This is a genomic window from Bradyrhizobium sp. LB11.1 (genome assembly GCF_040549385.1).
Lineage (GTDB): Bacteria > Pseudomonadota > Alphaproteobacteria > Rhizobiales > Xanthobacteraceae > Bradyrhizobium.
Map to the genome: position 1 here is coordinate 1 of NZ_JBEPTH010000036.1, position 16,206 is coordinate 16,206.

Here is a 16,206-nt window from a genome sequence, read left to right on the forward strand (position 1 = left end):
TCCGTACCCACCGGAGATCCTCCAATGCAGCAAGGAACCCGATATGGAACGACTACGCACTCTCGGAAAGTCGTGCAGGATTCGGACGCTTACCAGCAGTGGGGAGGCACGACAGCAGGACGGCGAGATAAAAGGGGCTCGCCGGTCGACCCGCAAGCCATTGGCATGGCTAGGGTTCTACCGTGCCGGTCGGTCGGAGCGCGTGCCGCGCCATGCATTTTTAGCAATGCAATCAAGGATATTTTCGGCACTGTCAGCGCTCTTGCGCCTCTTGAGGCCCTGCCATGACGGTGGGCGACAGCGATCTGCGTATTCGACCCGGGCGCATTCGCAGCACCCGCGCGCCGAAACCGAAGAGCTTCATCAACCAGGTGCTACGCGCCGCGAAGAAAGCCGGGCACACCTCGGGTCAGGCTGCGGCTGGCAAGCGTTCCGCAGCCTACGGGCGCTCGACGTTTGGCCGCGGCCGGCTCGCGTTCAGCCGCAGCCGTTTATTCAGCCCCTCGCGGCGAGTCGTGGTGAAAGCGCGCATTGTCCGCCACAAAGGGCGAGCCTTCCGCTCGGCGCCGCTGGCGGCCCATCTTTCATACCTGAAGCGCGATGGCGTAACTCGGAGTGGTGAACGGGCCGAGATGTTCGACGTGAGCGGCGACCGTGCCGATGGTGCGGCTTTCGCGGAGCGGTGCGAGGACGATCGGCATCATTTTCGGTTCATCGTCTCGCCCGAGGATGCCGGCGAGATGACCGACCTCAGAGCTTTCAGCCGCGACTTGGCCAGGCAGATGGAGATCGACCTCGGCACGCGGCTCGACTGGGTGGCCGTCGATCACTGGAACACAGACAACCCTCACGTCCATCTTCTCGTTCGGGGCGTCGACGAAGAGGGCGCCGATCTCGTCATCTCCCGCGACTACATCAGCCGAGGTTTGCGCTCACGCGCCGAGGAACTGGTTGCCATCGAGCTTGGTCCAAGACCGGAGCATGAAATCCGAAATTCGTTGGAGAGGGAAGCCACAGCGGAGCGATGGACGCGGCTTGATCAAGAGATCCGGATGGCAGCTGACGAAACCGGCTATGTCGATCTTCGCCCCAATAATCCCGGCAGTTCGGATCCGGAGATCCGGCGCCTGATGGTTGGTCGTCTCCAACATCTGGAGAAGATGGGTCTCGCGGCGTCAGCTGCACCTGGGGAATGGATGGTCGGGCTTGAAGCCGAGCATAACCTACGCGATCTCGGCATGCGCGGCGATATCATCAAGACGATGCACCGCGCCTTTACCGAGCGCGGGGAGGCACGCGGCGTTTCCGACTATGTCATCGAAGGTGGGCCGCCGACATCCCAGATCGTCGGACGGCTGGTTGATCGAGGACTGCATGACGAGCTGACCGGGGAGGCCTACGCCGTGATCGACGGAACAGACGGACGCGCTCACCACGTCCGTTTCCGCGGGGTCGAGGCCTTCGAACACGCTCCGCCGGTCGGCGGGATCGTCGAAGTGCGACGCTTCGGTCGAACCGGCGAGCCGAGCCCAACCGTAATGCTTGCGACCCGTTCCGATCTCGATCTCAGTGGACAGGTCACCGCGAAAGGCGCGACCTGGCTCGACCACCGCCTGGTCGAGCGGGACCCTATGCCACTCGCCATGGGCGGATTCGGCCGCGAGACTCGCGACGCCATGGAAGCCCGGACCGAGCATCTGATCCAGGAAGGTGTGGCGCGGCGGCAGGGCCAACGCATCATCCTGCAGCGTGACCTGCTGAACACGCTGCGCCGACGTGAACTGGACGAGGTGGGGGCAAGAGTCTCGGCCGACACCGGCCTGCCTCACGTGAAGGCCGCCTCCGGGGAGCAGGTGACCGGCACGTATCGCCAGCGGCTGACGCTCGCTTCGGGACGCTTCGCCATGATCGACAATGGGCTGGGCTTCCAGCTCGTGCCCTGGTCGCGCGAGCTCGAAAAGAGGCTCGGCCAGCACGTCACCGGCGTCGTGAAGGACGGCGGCGGCATTGAATGGGGTTTTGGTCGCAAGCGCGACCTCGGCCTCTAGCTTGAACTCGCCAAATTGAATTGCGCAAAAGGACGTTCGGGATGTCCGGAACCAAAATCCTCTGGGGACAGGTGATCGTTGTCGGCCTGATCGTTTTGCTCGCCATCTGGGGAGCAACCGAGTGGACAGCCTGGCGGCTTGCCTACCAGCCGGAGCTCGGGCGCCCCTGGTTTGAGCTGTGGGGTTTGAAGATCTACTACCCACCAGTCTTCTTCTGGTGGTGGTTCGTCTACGACGCCTATGCGCCTCAGGTCTTTGTCGAGGGTGCGTTCATTGCGGCGTCGGGGACCTTCATTTCCATTGCCGTGGCGATCGGCATGTCGGTCCGGCGTGCGCGCGAGGCCAAGAATGTCGAGACCTACGGCTCGGCGCGCTGGGCCGATGAACGGGAGGTTCAAGCAGCCGGACTTCTCGGTCCGGATGGCGTGGTGCTGGGCAGGCTCGACCGCAACTACCTGCGGCATGATGGGCCAGAGCACGTGTTGTGTTTCGCGCCCACTCGGTCCGGCAAGGGCGTCGGGCTTGTGGTTCCTTCGTTGCTGGCTTGGCCGGGTTCGGCCATCGTGCACGACATCAAGGGTGAGAACTGGCAGCTGACCGCTGGTTTCCGCGCCCGTCATGGCCGCGTCCTATTGTTCGATCCGACCAACCCAAAATCCTCGGCCTACAATCCGCTGCTGGAAGTCCGGCGTGGGGAGTGGGAGGTGCGCGACGTCCAGAATGTCGCCGACGTCCTGGTTGACCCCGAGGGTTCACTCGACAAGCGGAACCATTGGGAGAAGACCAGTCATTCGCTCCTCGTCGGCGCCATCCTCCACGTCCTCTATGCCGAGGCTGACAAAACCCTGGCCGGCGTCGCCGCCTTCCTGTCCGATCCGAAGCGGCCGATCGAGGCGACGCTGAAGGCGATGATGACCACGCCGCACCTTGGCGAGCAGGGCGTCCATCCCGTGGTCGCCTCGACCGCACGCGAGCTCCTCAACAAATCGGAGAATGAGCGCTCCGGCGTCCTGTCCACCGCGATGTCGTTCCTTGGGCTCTACCGCGATCCCGTCGTGGCCAAGGTGACCCGCCAGTGCGACTGGCGGATCGCCGACCTGATCGCTGATGTCGGCCCGACGACACTTTACCTCGTGGTCCCGCCCTCCGACATTTCGCGGACCAAGCCCTTAATCCGTCTCGTGCTGAACCAGATCGGCCGGCGTTTAACCGAGGACTTGCACGCCAGCGACCGCCGGCACCGTGTTCTGATGATGCTCGACGAGTTCCCGGCGCTTGGGCGTCTCGATTTTTTCGAGTCCGCTCTCGCCTTCATGGCGGGTTATGGCATCAAGAGTTTTTTGATCGCGCAATCGCTCAATCAGATCGAGAAGGCGTACGGGCCCAACAATGCCATTCTCGACAATTGCCACGTGCGCGTCAGCTTCGCGACCAACGACGAGCGGACTGCCAAGCGGGTGTCCGACGCGCTCGGTACGGCGACTGAAATGCGGGCCATGAAGAATTATGCCGGGCACAGATTGAATCCCTGGCTGGGGCATCTCATGGTCTCGCGGCAGGAGACGGCGAGGCCACTCTTGACCCCTGGCGAGGTCATGCAGCTTCCTCCGCGAGACGAGATCGTCATGGTGGCGGGCACGCCGCCGATCAGGGCGAAGAAGGCGCGCTATTACGAGGATCGGCGGTTTACCGAGCGGGTCTTGCCGCCGCCCGATCCCGCGGCCGCCGGACGGTCATCGCGAACGGACGGGTGGTCGGCGCTCGGAACGCTGAAGCCAGCGGCAGGTTCAACCGACAGTGCCGAAAGCGCCGCAGAGGACACGGCCAATAGCGGTCTTCGTCGTGAGCCCGAACTCCCCGATCACGTTGCAATCGTCAAGGAGACGACCGAGCCGACGCCGGCGGAAGAATTTGCCGTTGTTCTTGACGACGACGAGGACGCGATCCGCCAGTCCCGGCTCATACGTCAACAAATGCGCGGCGTTGCCCGCCAAGTCGCGCTTGATCCAAACGACGGCATGGAGCTCTGAGGCGTTATGCGCGACCGGATGAACGTATATTTTCCGCCGGAACTTCTGAAGCAGATCACGGATCTTGCCGATCGCAAGAAGCTGTCTCGGTCCGCGATCGTGGAAGCAGCAGTCGCTTCGTTTCTGTCACCAGATGGAGCAGACAGACAAGAGGCGGCATTTACCCGCCGACTGGACCGGCTGTCGCGCCAGATGCAGAGGCTGGAGCGTGATGTTGGTTTGACGGCTGAAACCCTGGCTCTCTTCATCCGCTTCTGGCTGACAATCACGCCGCCATTGCCCAACGACGCACAGGCGGCGGCCCAACTCAAGGGTCGGGAGCGCTTTGAAGGATTTGTCGAAGCGCTCGGGCGTCGGTTGCAGAAGGGACAGAGTTTCCTGCGCGAAATTCCAGAAGACATTGTTCGTCACGAGCCGGCAGCGAAACCTGATTGAACTACGTAGACAAGCCGTTCGCCGGTCCTTCTTTTTCTACGCCAGCCCACGACCGCAGCAATTTAGCCAAGCCGACAAAAAGCTGGACGCGCTATCGGCTCGAATGAGCTGAGGAGCAAGAAGGGCCAGCATGCAAATTTCAGTGGCGTGGCGTCTCATCGCGCGCGTTTTTCTCCCGTTTGCTGCTGGATACTATCTTTCATATCTGTTCCGAACGATCAACGCTCTGATCTCTGACCGCCTCAGTTCGGATACCGGGCTTGGTACTGCTGACCTCGGCTTGCTTACATCGGTTTATTTCCTGGTTTTTTCCGCGGCCCAGATCCCCATCGGCATACTGTTGGATCGCTTTGGTCCGCGTCGCGTCCAGAGTGCATTGCTCTTGGTCGCGGCCGCTGGCGCAGGACTATTCGCGATGTCCACAGGGTTAGTGTCGCTTTTGATTGCGCGAGCAATGATCGGCCTTGGGGTTGCGGCGGCGCTGACGGCCGGACTGAAGTCCATCGTCCTCTGGTTTCCAAGGGAGCGAGTGGCCTTGCTCAACGGCTACATGATCATGCTCGGGTCGCTTGGAGCAGTGACCGCCACGGCTCCCGCCGAGCATCTACTCGCCTGGATGAGCTGGAGACAGCTTTTTGAGATACTGGCGGCCGCGACCGGTGCCACGGCCGTACTTATCTATGTCGTCGTTCCCGAACGAGTCCTCCTCCCATCAACCGCAACAATTCCGGCCACCCTGAGCTCCGTTTTTCGCGATAGGCGTTTCTGGCGAATTGCCCCGTTGTCAGCTACTTGCGTAGGATCGGCCTGGTCTCTGCAGGGATTGTGGGCATCCCCGTGGCTGACCGACGTAGAGGGACTTGATCGTGCGAGTCTCGTCGAACGGCTGTTCGTAATGTCGGCTGTACTTTGCGGCGGAGCCTGGTTGTTCGGTACATTGGTCCATTGCATCAGACGAAGAGGAGCCGGCGCGGAGACAATATTGGCAGTGGCTGCGATGCTCTTTATCGCAGCCGAGCTTGCCTTGATCCTGCGAGTGCCCTTTCCGTCCATTTTGCCGTGGTCCGTCGTCGCAATTGTCGGAACAGTGACCGTGGTCAGCTTCGCGGTGATAGCTGATTACTTTCCGCCAGAGCTCGCCGGTCGCGCCAACGGTGCATTGAACCTGCTCCACTTCGGTTGGGCATTCCTGGCACAATGCGGGACAGGCCTAATTCTAGAGCAATGGTCCACGGAGGGCGGCCATAGGACCATCCTGGCCTATCAGGTCGCGTTTAGTGTCAATGTGGCACTGCAGATCGCGGCGTTAGTTTGGTTCGCGCTACCAGCGCTCCGATCCTTCGCCTGGTGGATGGGTTCAATTCCCCTCTTCATGTCGGTTAGCGTTTCCGTCGCCGCGGTCGAACCCGTCATTTCGTACGAGCAAACGGTCGTACTATTGCCGGCGGATGTCGATGCGGAGTGGTGAGCCGCCGCCCGCAACGTTACGTGTGAGCGTTCCCGGCGAACACTGATCAACATTCATCGCCATCCAACTGGTGCGTTCGAGCAGGCGTCAAATATCTGTTCCCAGTCTTTCTTTTTCTGCGCCAGTCTACGATCACCGAAAGCCCTTGTTGCGCTAAGTCGATTGGTGGCTTTCTTAATCATCCTCAACTGAGGACGCTCTTTAGACGTCCTCATTCGGTGGGGGCGGCGGTGGCGATCCATTCTTTTCAATCGGAGGCAAATTCGCGTGGCGCGCGAATGCTCCGTAGCGCGCTTGGCACAGCCATTGCGGGCTACCTGGAAGACGACGCAATCATCGAGGTCATGCTCAATCCCGATGGGCGGCTGTGGATCGACCGGCTGTCGAGTGGCCTGATTGATACCGGCGAAACGTTATCTGGAGCGGACGGCGAGCGCATTGTTCGTCTCGTAGCGCACCATGTCGGCGCCGAGGTGCATGCTGGCTCGCCGCGCGTCTCGGCCGAACTACCTGGGACCGGCGAGCGCTTCGAAGGTTTGTTACCCCCGGTCGTTGCGGCTCCTACCTTCGCTATCCGTAAGCCCGCAGTCGCCGTCTTCACTCTCGACGACTATGTCGCCGCGGGAACCATGACATCGGATCAGGCCAGCGCCTTAAGGACTGCGGTCGCCGCGCGCAAGAACATCCTCGTCGCCGGCGGTACGTCGACCGGCAAGACCACGTTGACCAACGCGCTTCTGGCCGAGGTAGCCAGACCTCCGACCGGGTCGTATTGATCGAAGATACACGCGAACTTCAGTGTAAAGCGCCCAATCTTGTCGCGCTGCGGACCAAGGATGGCGTAGCCACCCTATCTGACCTCGTTCGGTCCTCGCTCCGACTGCGCCCTGACCGCATCCCGATCGGCGAGGTCCGGGGTGCCGAAGCGCTCGACTTGCTCAAGGCCTGGGGTACCGGTCATCCCGGCGGGATCGGCACGATCCATGCTGGCACCGCACTCGGCGCGCTACGGCGGCTTGAGCAGCTCATCCAGGAAGCCGTCGTCACGGTTCCGCGTGCCCTGATCGCCGAGACGATCAACCTCATCGCCGTGCTTACCGGCCGCGGTACCGATCGTCGTCTCGCCGAACTCGCCCTCGTCGCAGGGCTTGGACCCGCCGGCGACTACAGCCTTTCACCCGCAGGAGACTGACATGCGTCCGCAATTTCGTTTTCTTCGAGAAGCCGCTTCACTGGCAGCTTCCGGTACGATTCTTCTGATGACGGCGCCGGCATGGGCGGCTGGCTCGAACATGCCGTGGGAGCAGCCGCTCAATCAGATCCTGCAATCGGTGGAAGGACCGGTCGCGAAGATCATCGCCGTTATCATCATCGTCGTGACCGGACTCACTCTAGCATTTGGCGATTCGTCCGGTGGTTTCCGGCGGCTGATCCAGATCGTGTTTGGTCTGTCGATCGCGTTCGCGGCCTCGAGTTTCTTCCTGTCGTTCTTCTCCTTCGGCGGCGGCGTGGTGATCTGATGGATGAGCCGGTCGCAGGTTTTGTCGTGCCCGTTCACCGTGCGCTCACCGAGCCGATCCTGATGGGCGGTGCGCCGCGGGCGGTTGCGATCGTCAACGGCACGTTGGCGGCCGCCCTTGGACTTGGACTGCGGCTTTGGATCGCGGGGCTCGTCCTCTGGTTCATCGGTCACATGGCCGCCGTCTGGGCCACCAAGCGCGATCCCGCCTTCGTCGATGTGGTGCGCCGACACCTGCGCATTCCCGCTCATCTCAACGTCTGAGCTCTCAATCATGATGAATCTTGCCGAATATCGCCATTCCAACGCCCGTCTTGCGGACTTCCTGCCTTGGGCAGCCCTGGTCGACGAGGGAATTATCCTGAACAAGGATGGTTCGTTCCAGCGGACAGCAAAGTTCCGGGGCCCCGACCTCGATAGCGCAGTGCCGGCTGAACTTGTCGCCATCGCGGGTCGTCTGAACAACGCCTTGCGCCGCCTTGGATCCAGCTGGGCCGTATTCGTTGAGGCGCAGCGCCATTTTGCAGGTGCTTATCCGCCGAACACCTTTCCGGACGTCGCGTCTGCGCTGGTTGACGCCGAGCGCAAAGCCCAATTCGAGGAGGCAGGCGCCCACTATGAGTCCAGCTATTTTCTGACCTTCCTCTATCTGCCGCCCGAGGAGGGAGCCGCCAAGGCAGAGCGACTGCTCTATGAGGGACGCGATCGCACCGTTGGAGCCGACGCTCGCGAGGTACTCCGCGGGTTTGCCGATCAAACCAACCGCATGCTTCAACTCCTTGAAGGGTTCATGCCCGAATGCGCTTGGCTGGATGATCAGGCCACGCTGACCTACCTGCACTCAACGATTTCGACCAAGCGTCATCGCGTTCGAGTGCCCGAAATTCCTATGTACATAGATGCGCTGTTGGCCGACCAGCCGCTGACCGGTGGGCTCGAGCCGATGTTGGGCTCGGCCAACGTTCGAGTTCTCACGATTGTCGGATTCCCGGGCTCGACGACGCCGGGAATTTTGGACGATCTGAATCGCCTCGCGTTTTCGTATCGCTGGTCGACTCGCGCGATCATGCTCGACAAGACCGATGCCACCAAGCTGCTGACCAAAATCCGCCGCCAGTGGTTCGCCAAGAGAAAGTCGATTGGCGCCATTCTCAAGGAGGTCATGACCAACGAGGCGTCGACACTGCTCGATACCGACGCCCACAACAAGGCCATAGACGCCGACGCTGCCCTGCAGGAACTGGGTTCGGATCAGATCGGACAAGCCTTTGTCACCGCAACCATCACCGTCTGGGACGGCGATCCCGGTGCAGCCGACGAAAAGCTGCGGTTGGTCGAGAAGGTCATTCAGGGCCGCGATTTCACCTGCATGATCGAGACGGTGAACGCCGTCGAAGCCTGGCTCGGCAGCCTGCCGGGACATGTCTATGCCAATGTGCGGCAGCCGCCGGTATCGACCCTCAATCTGGCCCATATGATTCCGATGTCGGCTGTGTGGGCGGGCGAGGCGAGGGATCTGCACTTCAAGGGGCCGCCACTCCTGTTTGGCAAAACCGAGGGCTCGACCCCATTCCGATTCTCCCTCCACGTCGGCGACGTCGGCCATACCCTCGTTGTGGGTCCGACCGGTGCTGGAAAGTCGGTCTTGCTCGCTCTGATGGCGCTGCAGTTCAGGCGTTATCCCAACTCTCAGATCTTTGCGTTCGATTTCGGTGGTTCGATCCGGGCAGCCGCGCTCGCTATGGGGGGCGACTGGCATGATCTCGGCGGCGCATTGTCCGACGGGGGCGAAAACCCCGTCGCCCTGCAACCGCTCGCCTGGATCGACGATTCCTCAGAGCGAGGATGGGCCACGGAATGGATCGGCGCGATCCTGGCACGGGAAAAGATCGAGATCACCCCGGAGGTCAAGGATCATCTGTGGTCGGCGCTGACGTCACTCGCGTCGGCGCCAATGCAGGAACGCACCCTGACCGGCTTGTCGGTCCTCCTGCAATCGAACTCCCTGAAACGTGCCTTACAACCTTATTGCCTGGGTGGTCCGTCCGGGCGCCTGCTTGATGCCGAATTCGAGCGCCTTGGCGAGGCCTCGGTTCAGGCGTTTGAGACCGAAGGGTTGATCGGAACGAGCGCGGCCCCAGCCGTTCTGGCCTACCTCTTTCATCGGATTGGGGACCGTCTCGATGGCCGGCCCACCCTCCTTATTGTCGATGAGGGTTGGTTGGCCCTCGACGACGAAGATTTTGCCGGCCAGCTCCGCGAATGGCTGAAGACGCTTCGCAAGAAGAATGCGTCCGTCATCTTCGCCACCCAATCGCTTTCGGACATCGATGGCTCCGCGATCGCGCCGGCGATCATCGAAAGCTGTCCAACGCGCCTGTTGCTGCCGAACGAACGGGCGATCGAGCCGCAGATATCAGCTATCTACCGCCGCTTCGGCCTTAACGACCGCCAGATCGAACTTTTGAGCCGGGCAACGCCGAAGCGGGACTACTACTGCCAATCTCGCCGCGGCAACCGGATGTTCGAACTTGGTCTCGGCGAAGTTGCGCTCGCTTTTACCGCGGCCTCTTCCAAAACCGACCAGGCTGCCATCGAGCAGCTACTCGCCGAACATGGACGTGACGGCTTCGTTCCCGCCTGGCTCCAGAACCGTGGCGTCGCCTGGGCCACAGACCTGATCCCCAATCTCGGCAACCTGGAGAGATCACTATGAGCCGTCTCAGCTCTTTGCTGGTCGCTGGAACCGTCGCCATCACGCTTGGCGTCACGGTGCCCGTACGAGCGCAGTCGATCGTCTTCGACCCCAACAATTACGTCCAGAACGTCCTGACCGCTGCGCGGGCGCTGCAGCAGATCAACAATCAGATCACCTCGTTGCAGAACCAGGCGCAGATGCTGATCAATCAGGCAAGGAATCTCGCAAACCTGCCGTATTCGTCGCTGCAGCAACTGCAATCGTCGATCCAGCGGACTCAGCAATTGCTGGCCCAGGCTCAGCGCATCGCTTACGACGTTCAGCAGATCGATCGCGCGTTCTCGACCAACTATGCGCCGGCCACCGGCAGCCAGTCGAGCCAGGTGTTGATCACCAACGCTCAATCGCGGTGGCAGAATTCGGTCGCTGCGCTGCAGGACGCGCTCCGGGTCCAGGCCGGCGTCGTTGGCAATCTCGACACCAACCGTATCCAGACGTCAGCGCTTGTCACGTCGAGCCAGGGCGCCAGCGGAGCCTTGCAAGCGACCCAGGCTGGCAATCAGATCCTGGCACTTCAGGCGCAACAACTCGCCGATCTCACCGCCACAGTGGCCGCACAAGGCAGGGCGCAGAGCCTTGAAGCGGCGCAGCGCGCGACCGCGCAAGACCAGGGCCGAGAACAACTCAGGCGGTTTCTGACGCCGGGACAGGGATATCAATCCTCCAACGTCCAGATGTTCCACTGATGACCGATACAGGCCCCTTCAAGGCGCTGTCGCTGCTCACATCAGTCGGGATACTGGTCGTCGCAGCCTGCACGATCCAGCTTCGTGGTGGAGAAGATACGTCTTCGCCGTCAAAGGCAGAGCAGACCGCAGACATCGACGGTTCCGACCTCGCCCGCTGCCGCAGCGTCACTTCGGAGGATGCGGCGAACTATCAGCATTGCCAGAAGGTGTGGGCCGAAAACCGGCGTCGCTTCCTTGGCAGGAAGGATGGTGCCGCAGTTTCCGGCCAAGGTAATCCGGCCGCCCGCCTGACGCCCGTGCCAAAGGATCAGAGCCGGATGCCGCAAGGATATCCATCCGTCGCGATACCTGAAGCGAGCCAGCCATGACCGGTACCGGGATCATCGATCAGTTCCTGGAGACGTTTACTCGCTACATCGATAACGGCTTCGGGTTGTTGGGTGGCGACGTCGGATATCTCGCAACAACGCTTGCCGCGATCGACATCACGCTCGCAGCCCTGTTCTGGAGTTGGGGGACAGACGAGGACATCATCGCGCGTCTCGTCAAGAAGACGCTCTTCGTCGGCGTCTTTGCCTATCTCATCGGCAACTGGAACAGCCTGGCGCGCATCGTCTTCGAGAGCTTTGCCGGCCTCGGACTGAAGGCGTCCGGCTCGAGCCTGTCCGCGTCAGATTTCCTGCGACCGGGAAAGATCGCTCAAGTCGGACTTGACGCCGGCCGGCCGCTGCTCGACTCGATCTCGAACCTGATGGGCTACATCAGTTTCTTCGAGAATTTCGTCCAGATCGTCGTTCTCCTGTTCGCCTGGGTCGTGGTGCTGCTCGCCTTCTTCATTCTGGCAATCCAGCTCTTCGTCACCCTGATTGAGTTCAAGCTCACGACGCTTGCCGGCTTCGTGCTTATTCCCTTTGGCTTGTTTGGCAAGACCGCCTTCGCCGCAGAGCGGGTCTTGGGCAACGTCATATCCTCCGGAATCAAGGTTTTGGTCCTGGCCGTCATCGTCGGCATCGGTTCGACCCTGTTCTCGCAGTTCACCTCTGGCTTCGGTGGCGGCCAGCCGACCATCGAAGACGCGATGACGTTGGTCCTCGCGGCGCTCTCGTTGTTGGGCCTCGGTATCTTCGGGCCCGGAATCGCAAACGGCCTGGTCTCCGGCGGACCGCAACTCGGCGCAGGCGCCGCGATTGGGACGGGCCTTGCTGCTGGCGGCGTTGTTGCGGCCGGCGCAGGTCTTGCCGCCGGTGGCGCTGGAGCTATCGCGGGTGCTGCGCGCAGTGGGGGGGCCGTCTTGAGTGGAGTATCAGCAGCCTATCGAAGCGGCGGTCTTGCTGGCGCCGCTGACGCCGGTGCCTCAGCCGCCGCTATGAGCCCGTTACGCCGAACGGCCGCCGCATTCACCAGCAGCGGGCAAGCGAGTGAACCGAGCGCGAGCGCTCCTGCGGACGCGCAGCCTGATTGGGCGCGGCACATGAAACGTGCCCAGACCATTCAACATGGCGCGTCGACCGCCAGCCACGCGGTCCGCTCGGGCGATCATGGCGGCAGTGGCTCCTCCGTCGATCTCTCCGAAGGAGGTCGCTGAAACGTAGCCAAGCGCCGCCTCCCACCCGCCGTGGGCAGTCACGAGTCATGAAGCCGCACGACATCACACCGATCACTCGATCCAATGGGGCAACATCGATGTTCAAACGACCTTCCGTTCACTACGGGCGCATGCCCGGGCCGATTACGCCTTATCAAAAGGCAGCACAGGTCTGGGACGAACGCATTGGATCCGCTCGCGTGCAGGCCAAAAACTGGCGCCTGATGGCGTTCGGCTGCCTCATGTTATCGGCGGGCCTCGCCGGTGGACTTGTCTGGCAATCGGCGCAGGGGTCGATCACGCCCTGGGTGGTCGAAATTGATCGGCTCGGCCAGGCCCAGAGGATCAACCCACCGACGCGCAAATTGCCTACCACTTGGCGCGCTTTATCGAAGATGTCAGGGGCCTGCCGGCCGACGGCATCGTTCTGCGCCAGAATTGGCTTCGGGCCTACGACTTTGCGACCGATCGCGGCGCGGCCGCCCTCAACGACTATGCACGTAACAACGATCCCTTTGTCAAGCTGGGTAAAGTGCAGATCTCCGTCGATGTCTCCAGCGTCATCCGCGCCTCACCAGACAGCTTTCGGGTCGCGTGGACCCAACGCATTTACGACAACGGCTCGTTGAGCTCGACCGAACGCTGGACCGCGATACTCACGGTCGTCATCGAGACGCCGCGCGATGCCGAACGCCTGCGCAAAAATCCTCTTGGCGTCTACGTCCGCGCCATCAACTGGTCAAAGGAGTTGGGTCAGTGACCAAGACGACGTCAAATGCTTATGCGAAGCCTTCCAGTCCACACTGCAAGCTCAACGCCAGGTTCGTGACCTCGAAGCGAACGCTCTTGTGCGCCCTTCTTCTATGTTCGTCGGCTCTTGGAGGGTGCGCGACCTACATTCCGCCGGTGATCAGCTATGACAGCGAAGTCCCCCTGTTGCCTGCGCCGCCGGTACCGGTCGACGACAGGCTGCAGCCACTTCACGTCCCGCCGCTCTGGAAACCAGCTCTCGGCGGAAAGACGGGAGGGAAGGAAGACGCTGAACCCGTGAGCCGGGTTGAGACGGCAAACAGTGCGGCGCGGGTCGAGCCGCGCAAGCGGGGATACTTCAACGCGGCCCAGATCTACGCGTACAGCCCCGGGGCTCTATACCAAGTCTATGCCGCGCCCGGGCAGATCACGGATATTGCGCTCGAAGAGGGTGAGCAGTTGACGGGATCAGGACCCATCGCCGCCGGAGACACGGTCCGTTGGGTTGTGGGCGATACCGAGAGCGGGAACGGCGACACGCGGCGCGTCCACATCCTGGTGAAGCCGACCCGGGCTTCGATTGAGACTAACCTCGTCGTCAACACGGACCGGCGCACTTACCTGATCGAGCTGCGCTCCCGCGAGCGGCCATATATGCCATCCGTTGCCTGGTACTACCCGGAAACCGTGCGCGAACGATCGCGATCAGCTACCCTGAGGCCCGTTCTTCCCGATCCGGCCCAGCGTGTCTTTCGTTACGCGATCGAAGGCGACAGCCCACCCTGGCGGCCCCTTGCCGCGTACGACGACGGTCGCAAGGTCTATGTCGAATTCCCGCAAGGAATTGTCCAAGGCGAGATGCCGCCGCTCTTCGTCATCGGCTCCGACGGCAAGACCCAACTTGTCAACTATCGCGCCTACGGCAATGTGTTGATCGTAGATCGGCTATTTGCGGCCGCAGAACTGCGGCTCGGTGGTGAGCACCAGCAGAAGGTAAGAATTGTCAGGACTGACGGGAGGCCGTCGTCATGAATACCCAGAATGGAAACGATCACGAGCAGGCGATTCCGCCGCAAACACAGGACGAGCAGTCCAGGAACTTCCGGTTAAGAGCGGAGCATCCGCGCGTGACACGGTTGTCGCGAAAGGTTCTGGCGGGAGGAAGCGCGGCTGCCTTGCTTGTCATCGGCGGAGCTGTGTTGTGGTCGTTGCAGAGCAATCGCTCTCGAAACCAGGCGGCCGATGAGCTCTATAGCACCGACCATCATAATGTCGCTGACGGCATCACGACGCTGCCGAAGGATTACGCAGGTGTTCCGCGCCAAGCCATCCCGCAGCTCGGTCCGCCGCTCCCTGGAGACCTTGGCCGACCGATCCTTGCTGCACAAGGCCTGTCGCCAACGATCAGCGGCACGGCTCCAGATGCTGAACAGCAGCGCCGGGATCAGGAAACCGAAGCAGCCCGAGTAAGCCATTTGTTCGCTTCGACCAATGGGAGAGAAGTGCGTCCGGCTGCTGCCGCGGCTCAGGGGAGCGACCGCAATGCTTCATCCATCTCGACCACGAATGGTGAGGAAGGATCCGCGCCGAGTAGTCAGGACAGAAAGCTCGCTTTCGTCAACGCATCCGTGGATCGCCGTACAGTAAGCCCCGACCGCGTCACCAGGCCGGCTTCACCGTTTATCGTGCAGGCTGGAACTGTCATTCCGGGAGCATTGATCACCGGGATCCGATCGGACCTTCCAGGCCAGATCACCGCGCAGGTAACAGAAAGCGTTTTCGATTCGCCGACCGGGCGTCTTCTGCTCATTCCGCAGGGAGCGCGCTTGATTGGGGTCTACGACAGTCAGGTTGCGTTCGGTCAGTCACGCGTGTTGTTGGTCTGGAACCGCCTTATCATGCCGAACGGTCGTTCGATTGTTCTCGAGCGCCAGCCGGGTGCCGACGCGGCAGGATATGCCGGCCTCGAGGACGAAGTCGACAACCATTGGAGCGAATTGCTCAAAGCTGCTGCCCTTTCGACGCTGCTTGCCGTCGGCACCGAGCTCGGCGCGGGCTCCGACACTAACAGCAACGACAGTGCCATCATCCAGGCTTTGCGGCACGGCGCAGGGGACTCGCTGAATCAAACCGGCCAGCAGGTTGTTCGTCGCAGCCTCAATATTCGGCCGACTCTGACCATCCGCGCGGGATTTCCAGTGCGTGTCATCGTCAATCGCGATCTCGTTCTCGAGCCATACAGAGGGTGATAGGCAACATGCCAAAGCTTAAGATTGGAGCACTTCTCGACGACAAGCCGATCAAGGTCACTGCTGAGCTGCCAGCACCGGTGCACCGGGACCTCGTAGCGTATGCGGAAGCCTTGACAAGTGAAGCCGGTCAGCCGATCGACCCAGCCAAGCTGATTGCGCCCATGCTGGAACGCTTCATGGCCACGGATCGTGGGTTTGCAAGGCTGCGACGAACCGCTCATTCCCCAAGAGCCCGTCAAGGCGACGGATAGCGTTCTGCCAGGAGATTGAGGAAGCGCTTTAAGGTGGGGTTCATGTTGTCATCACGCCAATGTGCATAGAAGCCTATCCGGCTTGGTCCCATTCCGTCCTGCAGCTCCCGGAAAATCAATCCCGCTAAGCTCGCACCAATATCTGATTCCAATACGAGGCTGATCCCCATTCCCATACTGATCAGACTTTTGATGATGCCTCGGCTAACGTCATGTCGCTCAATCTTGGGGCGATCCTCAGGAAGCATAAGCTTTGATATTATGAGATCCTCGAGTTCGCGCTCAGAGTCATACTGGCTTAGTAAAACAGTCTCGTTACGAAGATCCGTAACCATGCGCGGTAGGCCGCAAGCGCGCTGATCTGTCCAGTTAACGGTTAGACCTCGTCGGACTCTTCGGTTTTCGGCTTGATCATCGCAGC

14 protein-coding genes and 2 pseudogenes are annotated in these 16,206 nt (G+C 61.4%); 15 read left to right on the forward strand and 1 reads right to left on the reverse strand.

Annotation, left to right across the window (positions count from 1 at the left end):
- Positions 1 to 284: 284 nt before the first annotated feature.
- The 15 genes and pseudogenes from ABIA96_RS35885 (at position 285) to ABIA96_RS35955 (ending at position 15,785) form a co-directional block, all read left to right on the forward strand.
- Positions 285 to 2,048, forward strand: a complete 1,764-nt coding sequence (locus ABIA96_RS35885) for a relaxase/mobilization nuclease domain-containing protein (RefSeq protein WP_354141617.1) — start codon at positions 285 to 287, stop codon at positions 2,046 to 2,048.
- 41 nt (positions 2,049 to 2,089) lie between these two features.
- Positions 2,090 to 4,078 (forward strand): conjugal transfer protein TraG, encoded by a 1,989-nt coding sequence (locus ABIA96_RS35890; protein ID WP_354141618.1) that lies wholly within the window; start codon positions 2,090 to 2,092, stop codon positions 4,076 to 4,078.
- Positions 4,079 to 4,084: 6 nt separating this feature from the next.
- The gene (locus ABIA96_RS35895; protein WP_129267517.1) at positions 4,085 to 4,513 is read left to right on the forward strand and encodes a CopG family transcriptional regulator; all 429 of its coding nucleotides are present in this window, start codon (positions 4,085 to 4,087) and stop codon (positions 4,511 to 4,513) included.
- Between the two features lie 130 nt (positions 4,514 to 4,643).
- Positions 4,644 to 5,981 (forward strand): MFS transporter, encoded by a 1,338-nt coding sequence (locus ABIA96_RS35900; RefSeq protein ID WP_354141619.1) that lies wholly within the window; start codon positions 4,644 to 4,646, stop codon positions 5,979 to 5,981.
- A gap of 278 nt (positions 5,982 to 6,259) precedes the next feature.
- Positions 6,260 to 7,173 (forward strand): annotated as a pseudogene (gene trbB, locus ABIA96_RS35905) (P-type conjugative transfer ATPase TrbB).
- Position 7,174: 1 nt separating this feature from the next.
- Positions 7,175 to 7,501: a TrbC/VirB2 family type IV secretion system protein gene (locus ABIA96_RS35910; protein ID WP_354141620.1), complete on the forward strand. Its 327-nt coding sequence runs from the start codon at positions 7,175 to 7,177 to the stop codon at positions 7,499 to 7,501.
- The gene (locus ABIA96_RS35915) at positions 7,501 to 7,764 is read left to right on the forward strand and encodes a VirB3 family type IV secretion system protein (protein WP_354141621.1); all 264 of its coding nucleotides are present in this window, start codon (positions 7,501 to 7,503) and stop codon (positions 7,762 to 7,764) included. The genes ABIA96_RS35910 and ABIA96_RS35915 overlap by 1 nt, the downstream gene beginning before the upstream one ends.
- A 10-nt stretch (positions 7,765 to 7,774) precedes the next feature.
- Positions 7,775 to 10,216: a conjugal transfer protein TrbE gene (gene trbE, locus ABIA96_RS35920; protein WP_354141622.1), complete on the forward strand. Its 2,442-nt coding sequence runs from the start codon at positions 7,775 to 7,777 to the stop codon at positions 10,214 to 10,216.
- The gene (trbJ, locus tag ABIA96_RS35925; protein WP_354141623.1) at positions 10,213 to 10,944 is read left to right on the forward strand and encodes a P-type conjugative transfer protein TrbJ; all 732 of its coding nucleotides are present in this window, start codon (positions 10,213 to 10,215) and stop codon (positions 10,942 to 10,944) included. Before trbE ends, trbJ begins: the two co-directional genes overlap by 4 nt.
- On the forward strand, positions 10,944 to 11,315 hold the full coding sequence (gene trbK-alt / locus ABIA96_RS35930; protein ID WP_354141624.1) for a putative entry exclusion protein TrbK-alt: 372 nt from the start codon (positions 10,944 to 10,946) through the stop codon (positions 11,313 to 11,315). The genes trbJ and trbK-alt overlap by 1 nt, the downstream gene beginning before the upstream one ends.
- Positions 11,312 to 12,532, forward strand: a complete 1,221-nt coding sequence (gene trbL, locus ABIA96_RS35935) for a P-type conjugative transfer protein TrbL (protein ID WP_354141625.1) — start codon at positions 11,312 to 11,314, stop codon at positions 12,530 to 12,532. The genes trbK-alt and trbL overlap by 4 nt, the downstream gene beginning before the upstream one ends.
- Positions 12,533 to 12,630: 98 nt before the next feature.
- A pseudogene (gene trbF, locus ABIA96_RS35940) lies at positions 12,631 to 13,292 on the forward strand (conjugal transfer protein TrbF).
- Complete coding sequence (trbG, locus tag ABIA96_RS35945) at positions 13,289 to 14,314, forward strand: P-type conjugative transfer protein TrbG (RefSeq protein WP_354141626.1); 1,026 nt, start codon at positions 13,289 to 13,291, stop codon at positions 14,312 to 14,314. The pseudogene trbF and the gene trbG overlap by 4 nt, the downstream one beginning before the upstream one ends.
- Positions 14,311 to 15,531, forward strand: a complete 1,221-nt coding sequence (locus ABIA96_RS35950; RefSeq protein ID WP_354141627.1) for a TraB/TrbI/VirB10 family type IV secretion system protein — start codon at positions 14,311 to 14,313, stop codon at positions 15,529 to 15,531. Before trbG ends, ABIA96_RS35950 begins: the two co-directional genes overlap by 4 nt.
- An 8-nt stretch (positions 15,532 to 15,539) precedes the next feature.
- Positions 15,540 to 15,785 (forward strand): DUF2274 domain-containing protein, encoded by a 246-nt coding sequence (locus ABIA96_RS35955; RefSeq protein WP_354141628.1) that lies wholly within the window; start codon positions 15,540 to 15,542, stop codon positions 15,783 to 15,785.
- Here ABIA96_RS35955 and ABIA96_RS35960 read toward each other — a convergent pair.
- The coding region (locus ABIA96_RS35960) for a type 2 periplasmic-binding domain-containing protein (protein ID WP_502918886.1) at positions 15,770 to 16,206 on the reverse strand (437 nt) is incomplete at its 5' end. The genes ABIA96_RS35955 and ABIA96_RS35960 overlap by 16 nt on opposite strands.

Excerpts from the sequence above, each read along its gene's own strand:
- ABIA96_RS35885 (WP_354141617.1), top strand. The coding sequence starts at position 285 with ATGACGGTGGGCGACAGCGATCTGCGTATTCGACCCGGGCGCATTCGC.
- ABIA96_RS35890 (WP_354141618.1), top strand. The coding sequence starts at position 2,090 with ATGTCCGGAACCAAAATCCTCTGGGGACAGGTGATCGTTGTCGGCCTG.
- ABIA96_RS35895 (WP_129267517.1), top strand. The coding sequence starts at position 4,085 with ATGCGCGACCGGATGAACGTATATTTTCCGCCGGAACTTCTGAAGCAG.
- ABIA96_RS35900 (WP_354141619.1), top strand. The coding sequence starts at position 4,644 with ATGCAAATTTCAGTGGCGTGGCGTCTCATCGCGCGCGTTTTTCTCCCG.
- ABIA96_RS35910 (WP_354141620.1), top strand. The coding sequence starts at position 7,175 with ATGCGTCCGCAATTTCGTTTTCTTCGAGAAGCCGCTTCACTGGCAGCT.
- ABIA96_RS35915 (WP_354141621.1), top strand. The coding sequence starts at position 7,501 with ATGGATGAGCCGGTCGCAGGTTTTGTCGTGCCCGTTCACCGTGCGCTC.
- trbE (WP_354141622.1), top strand. The coding sequence starts at position 7,775 with ATGATGAATCTTGCCGAATATCGCCATTCCAACGCCCGTCTTGCGGAC.
- trbJ (WP_354141623.1), top strand. The coding sequence starts at position 10,213 with ATGAGCCGTCTCAGCTCTTTGCTGGTCGCTGGAACCGTCGCCATCACG.
- trbK-alt (WP_354141624.1), top strand. The coding sequence starts at position 10,944 with ATGACCGATACAGGCCCCTTCAAGGCGCTGTCGCTGCTCACATCAGTC.
- trbL (WP_354141625.1), top strand. The coding sequence starts at position 11,312 with ATGACCGGTACCGGGATCATCGATCAGTTCCTGGAGACGTTTACTCGC.
- ABIA96_RS35950 (WP_354141627.1), top strand. The coding sequence starts at position 14,311 with ATGAATACCCAGAATGGAAACGATCACGAGCAGGCGATTCCGCCGCAA.
- ABIA96_RS35955 (WP_354141628.1), top strand. The coding sequence starts at position 15,540 with ATGCCAAAGCTTAAGATTGGAGCACTTCTCGACGACAAGCCGATCAAG.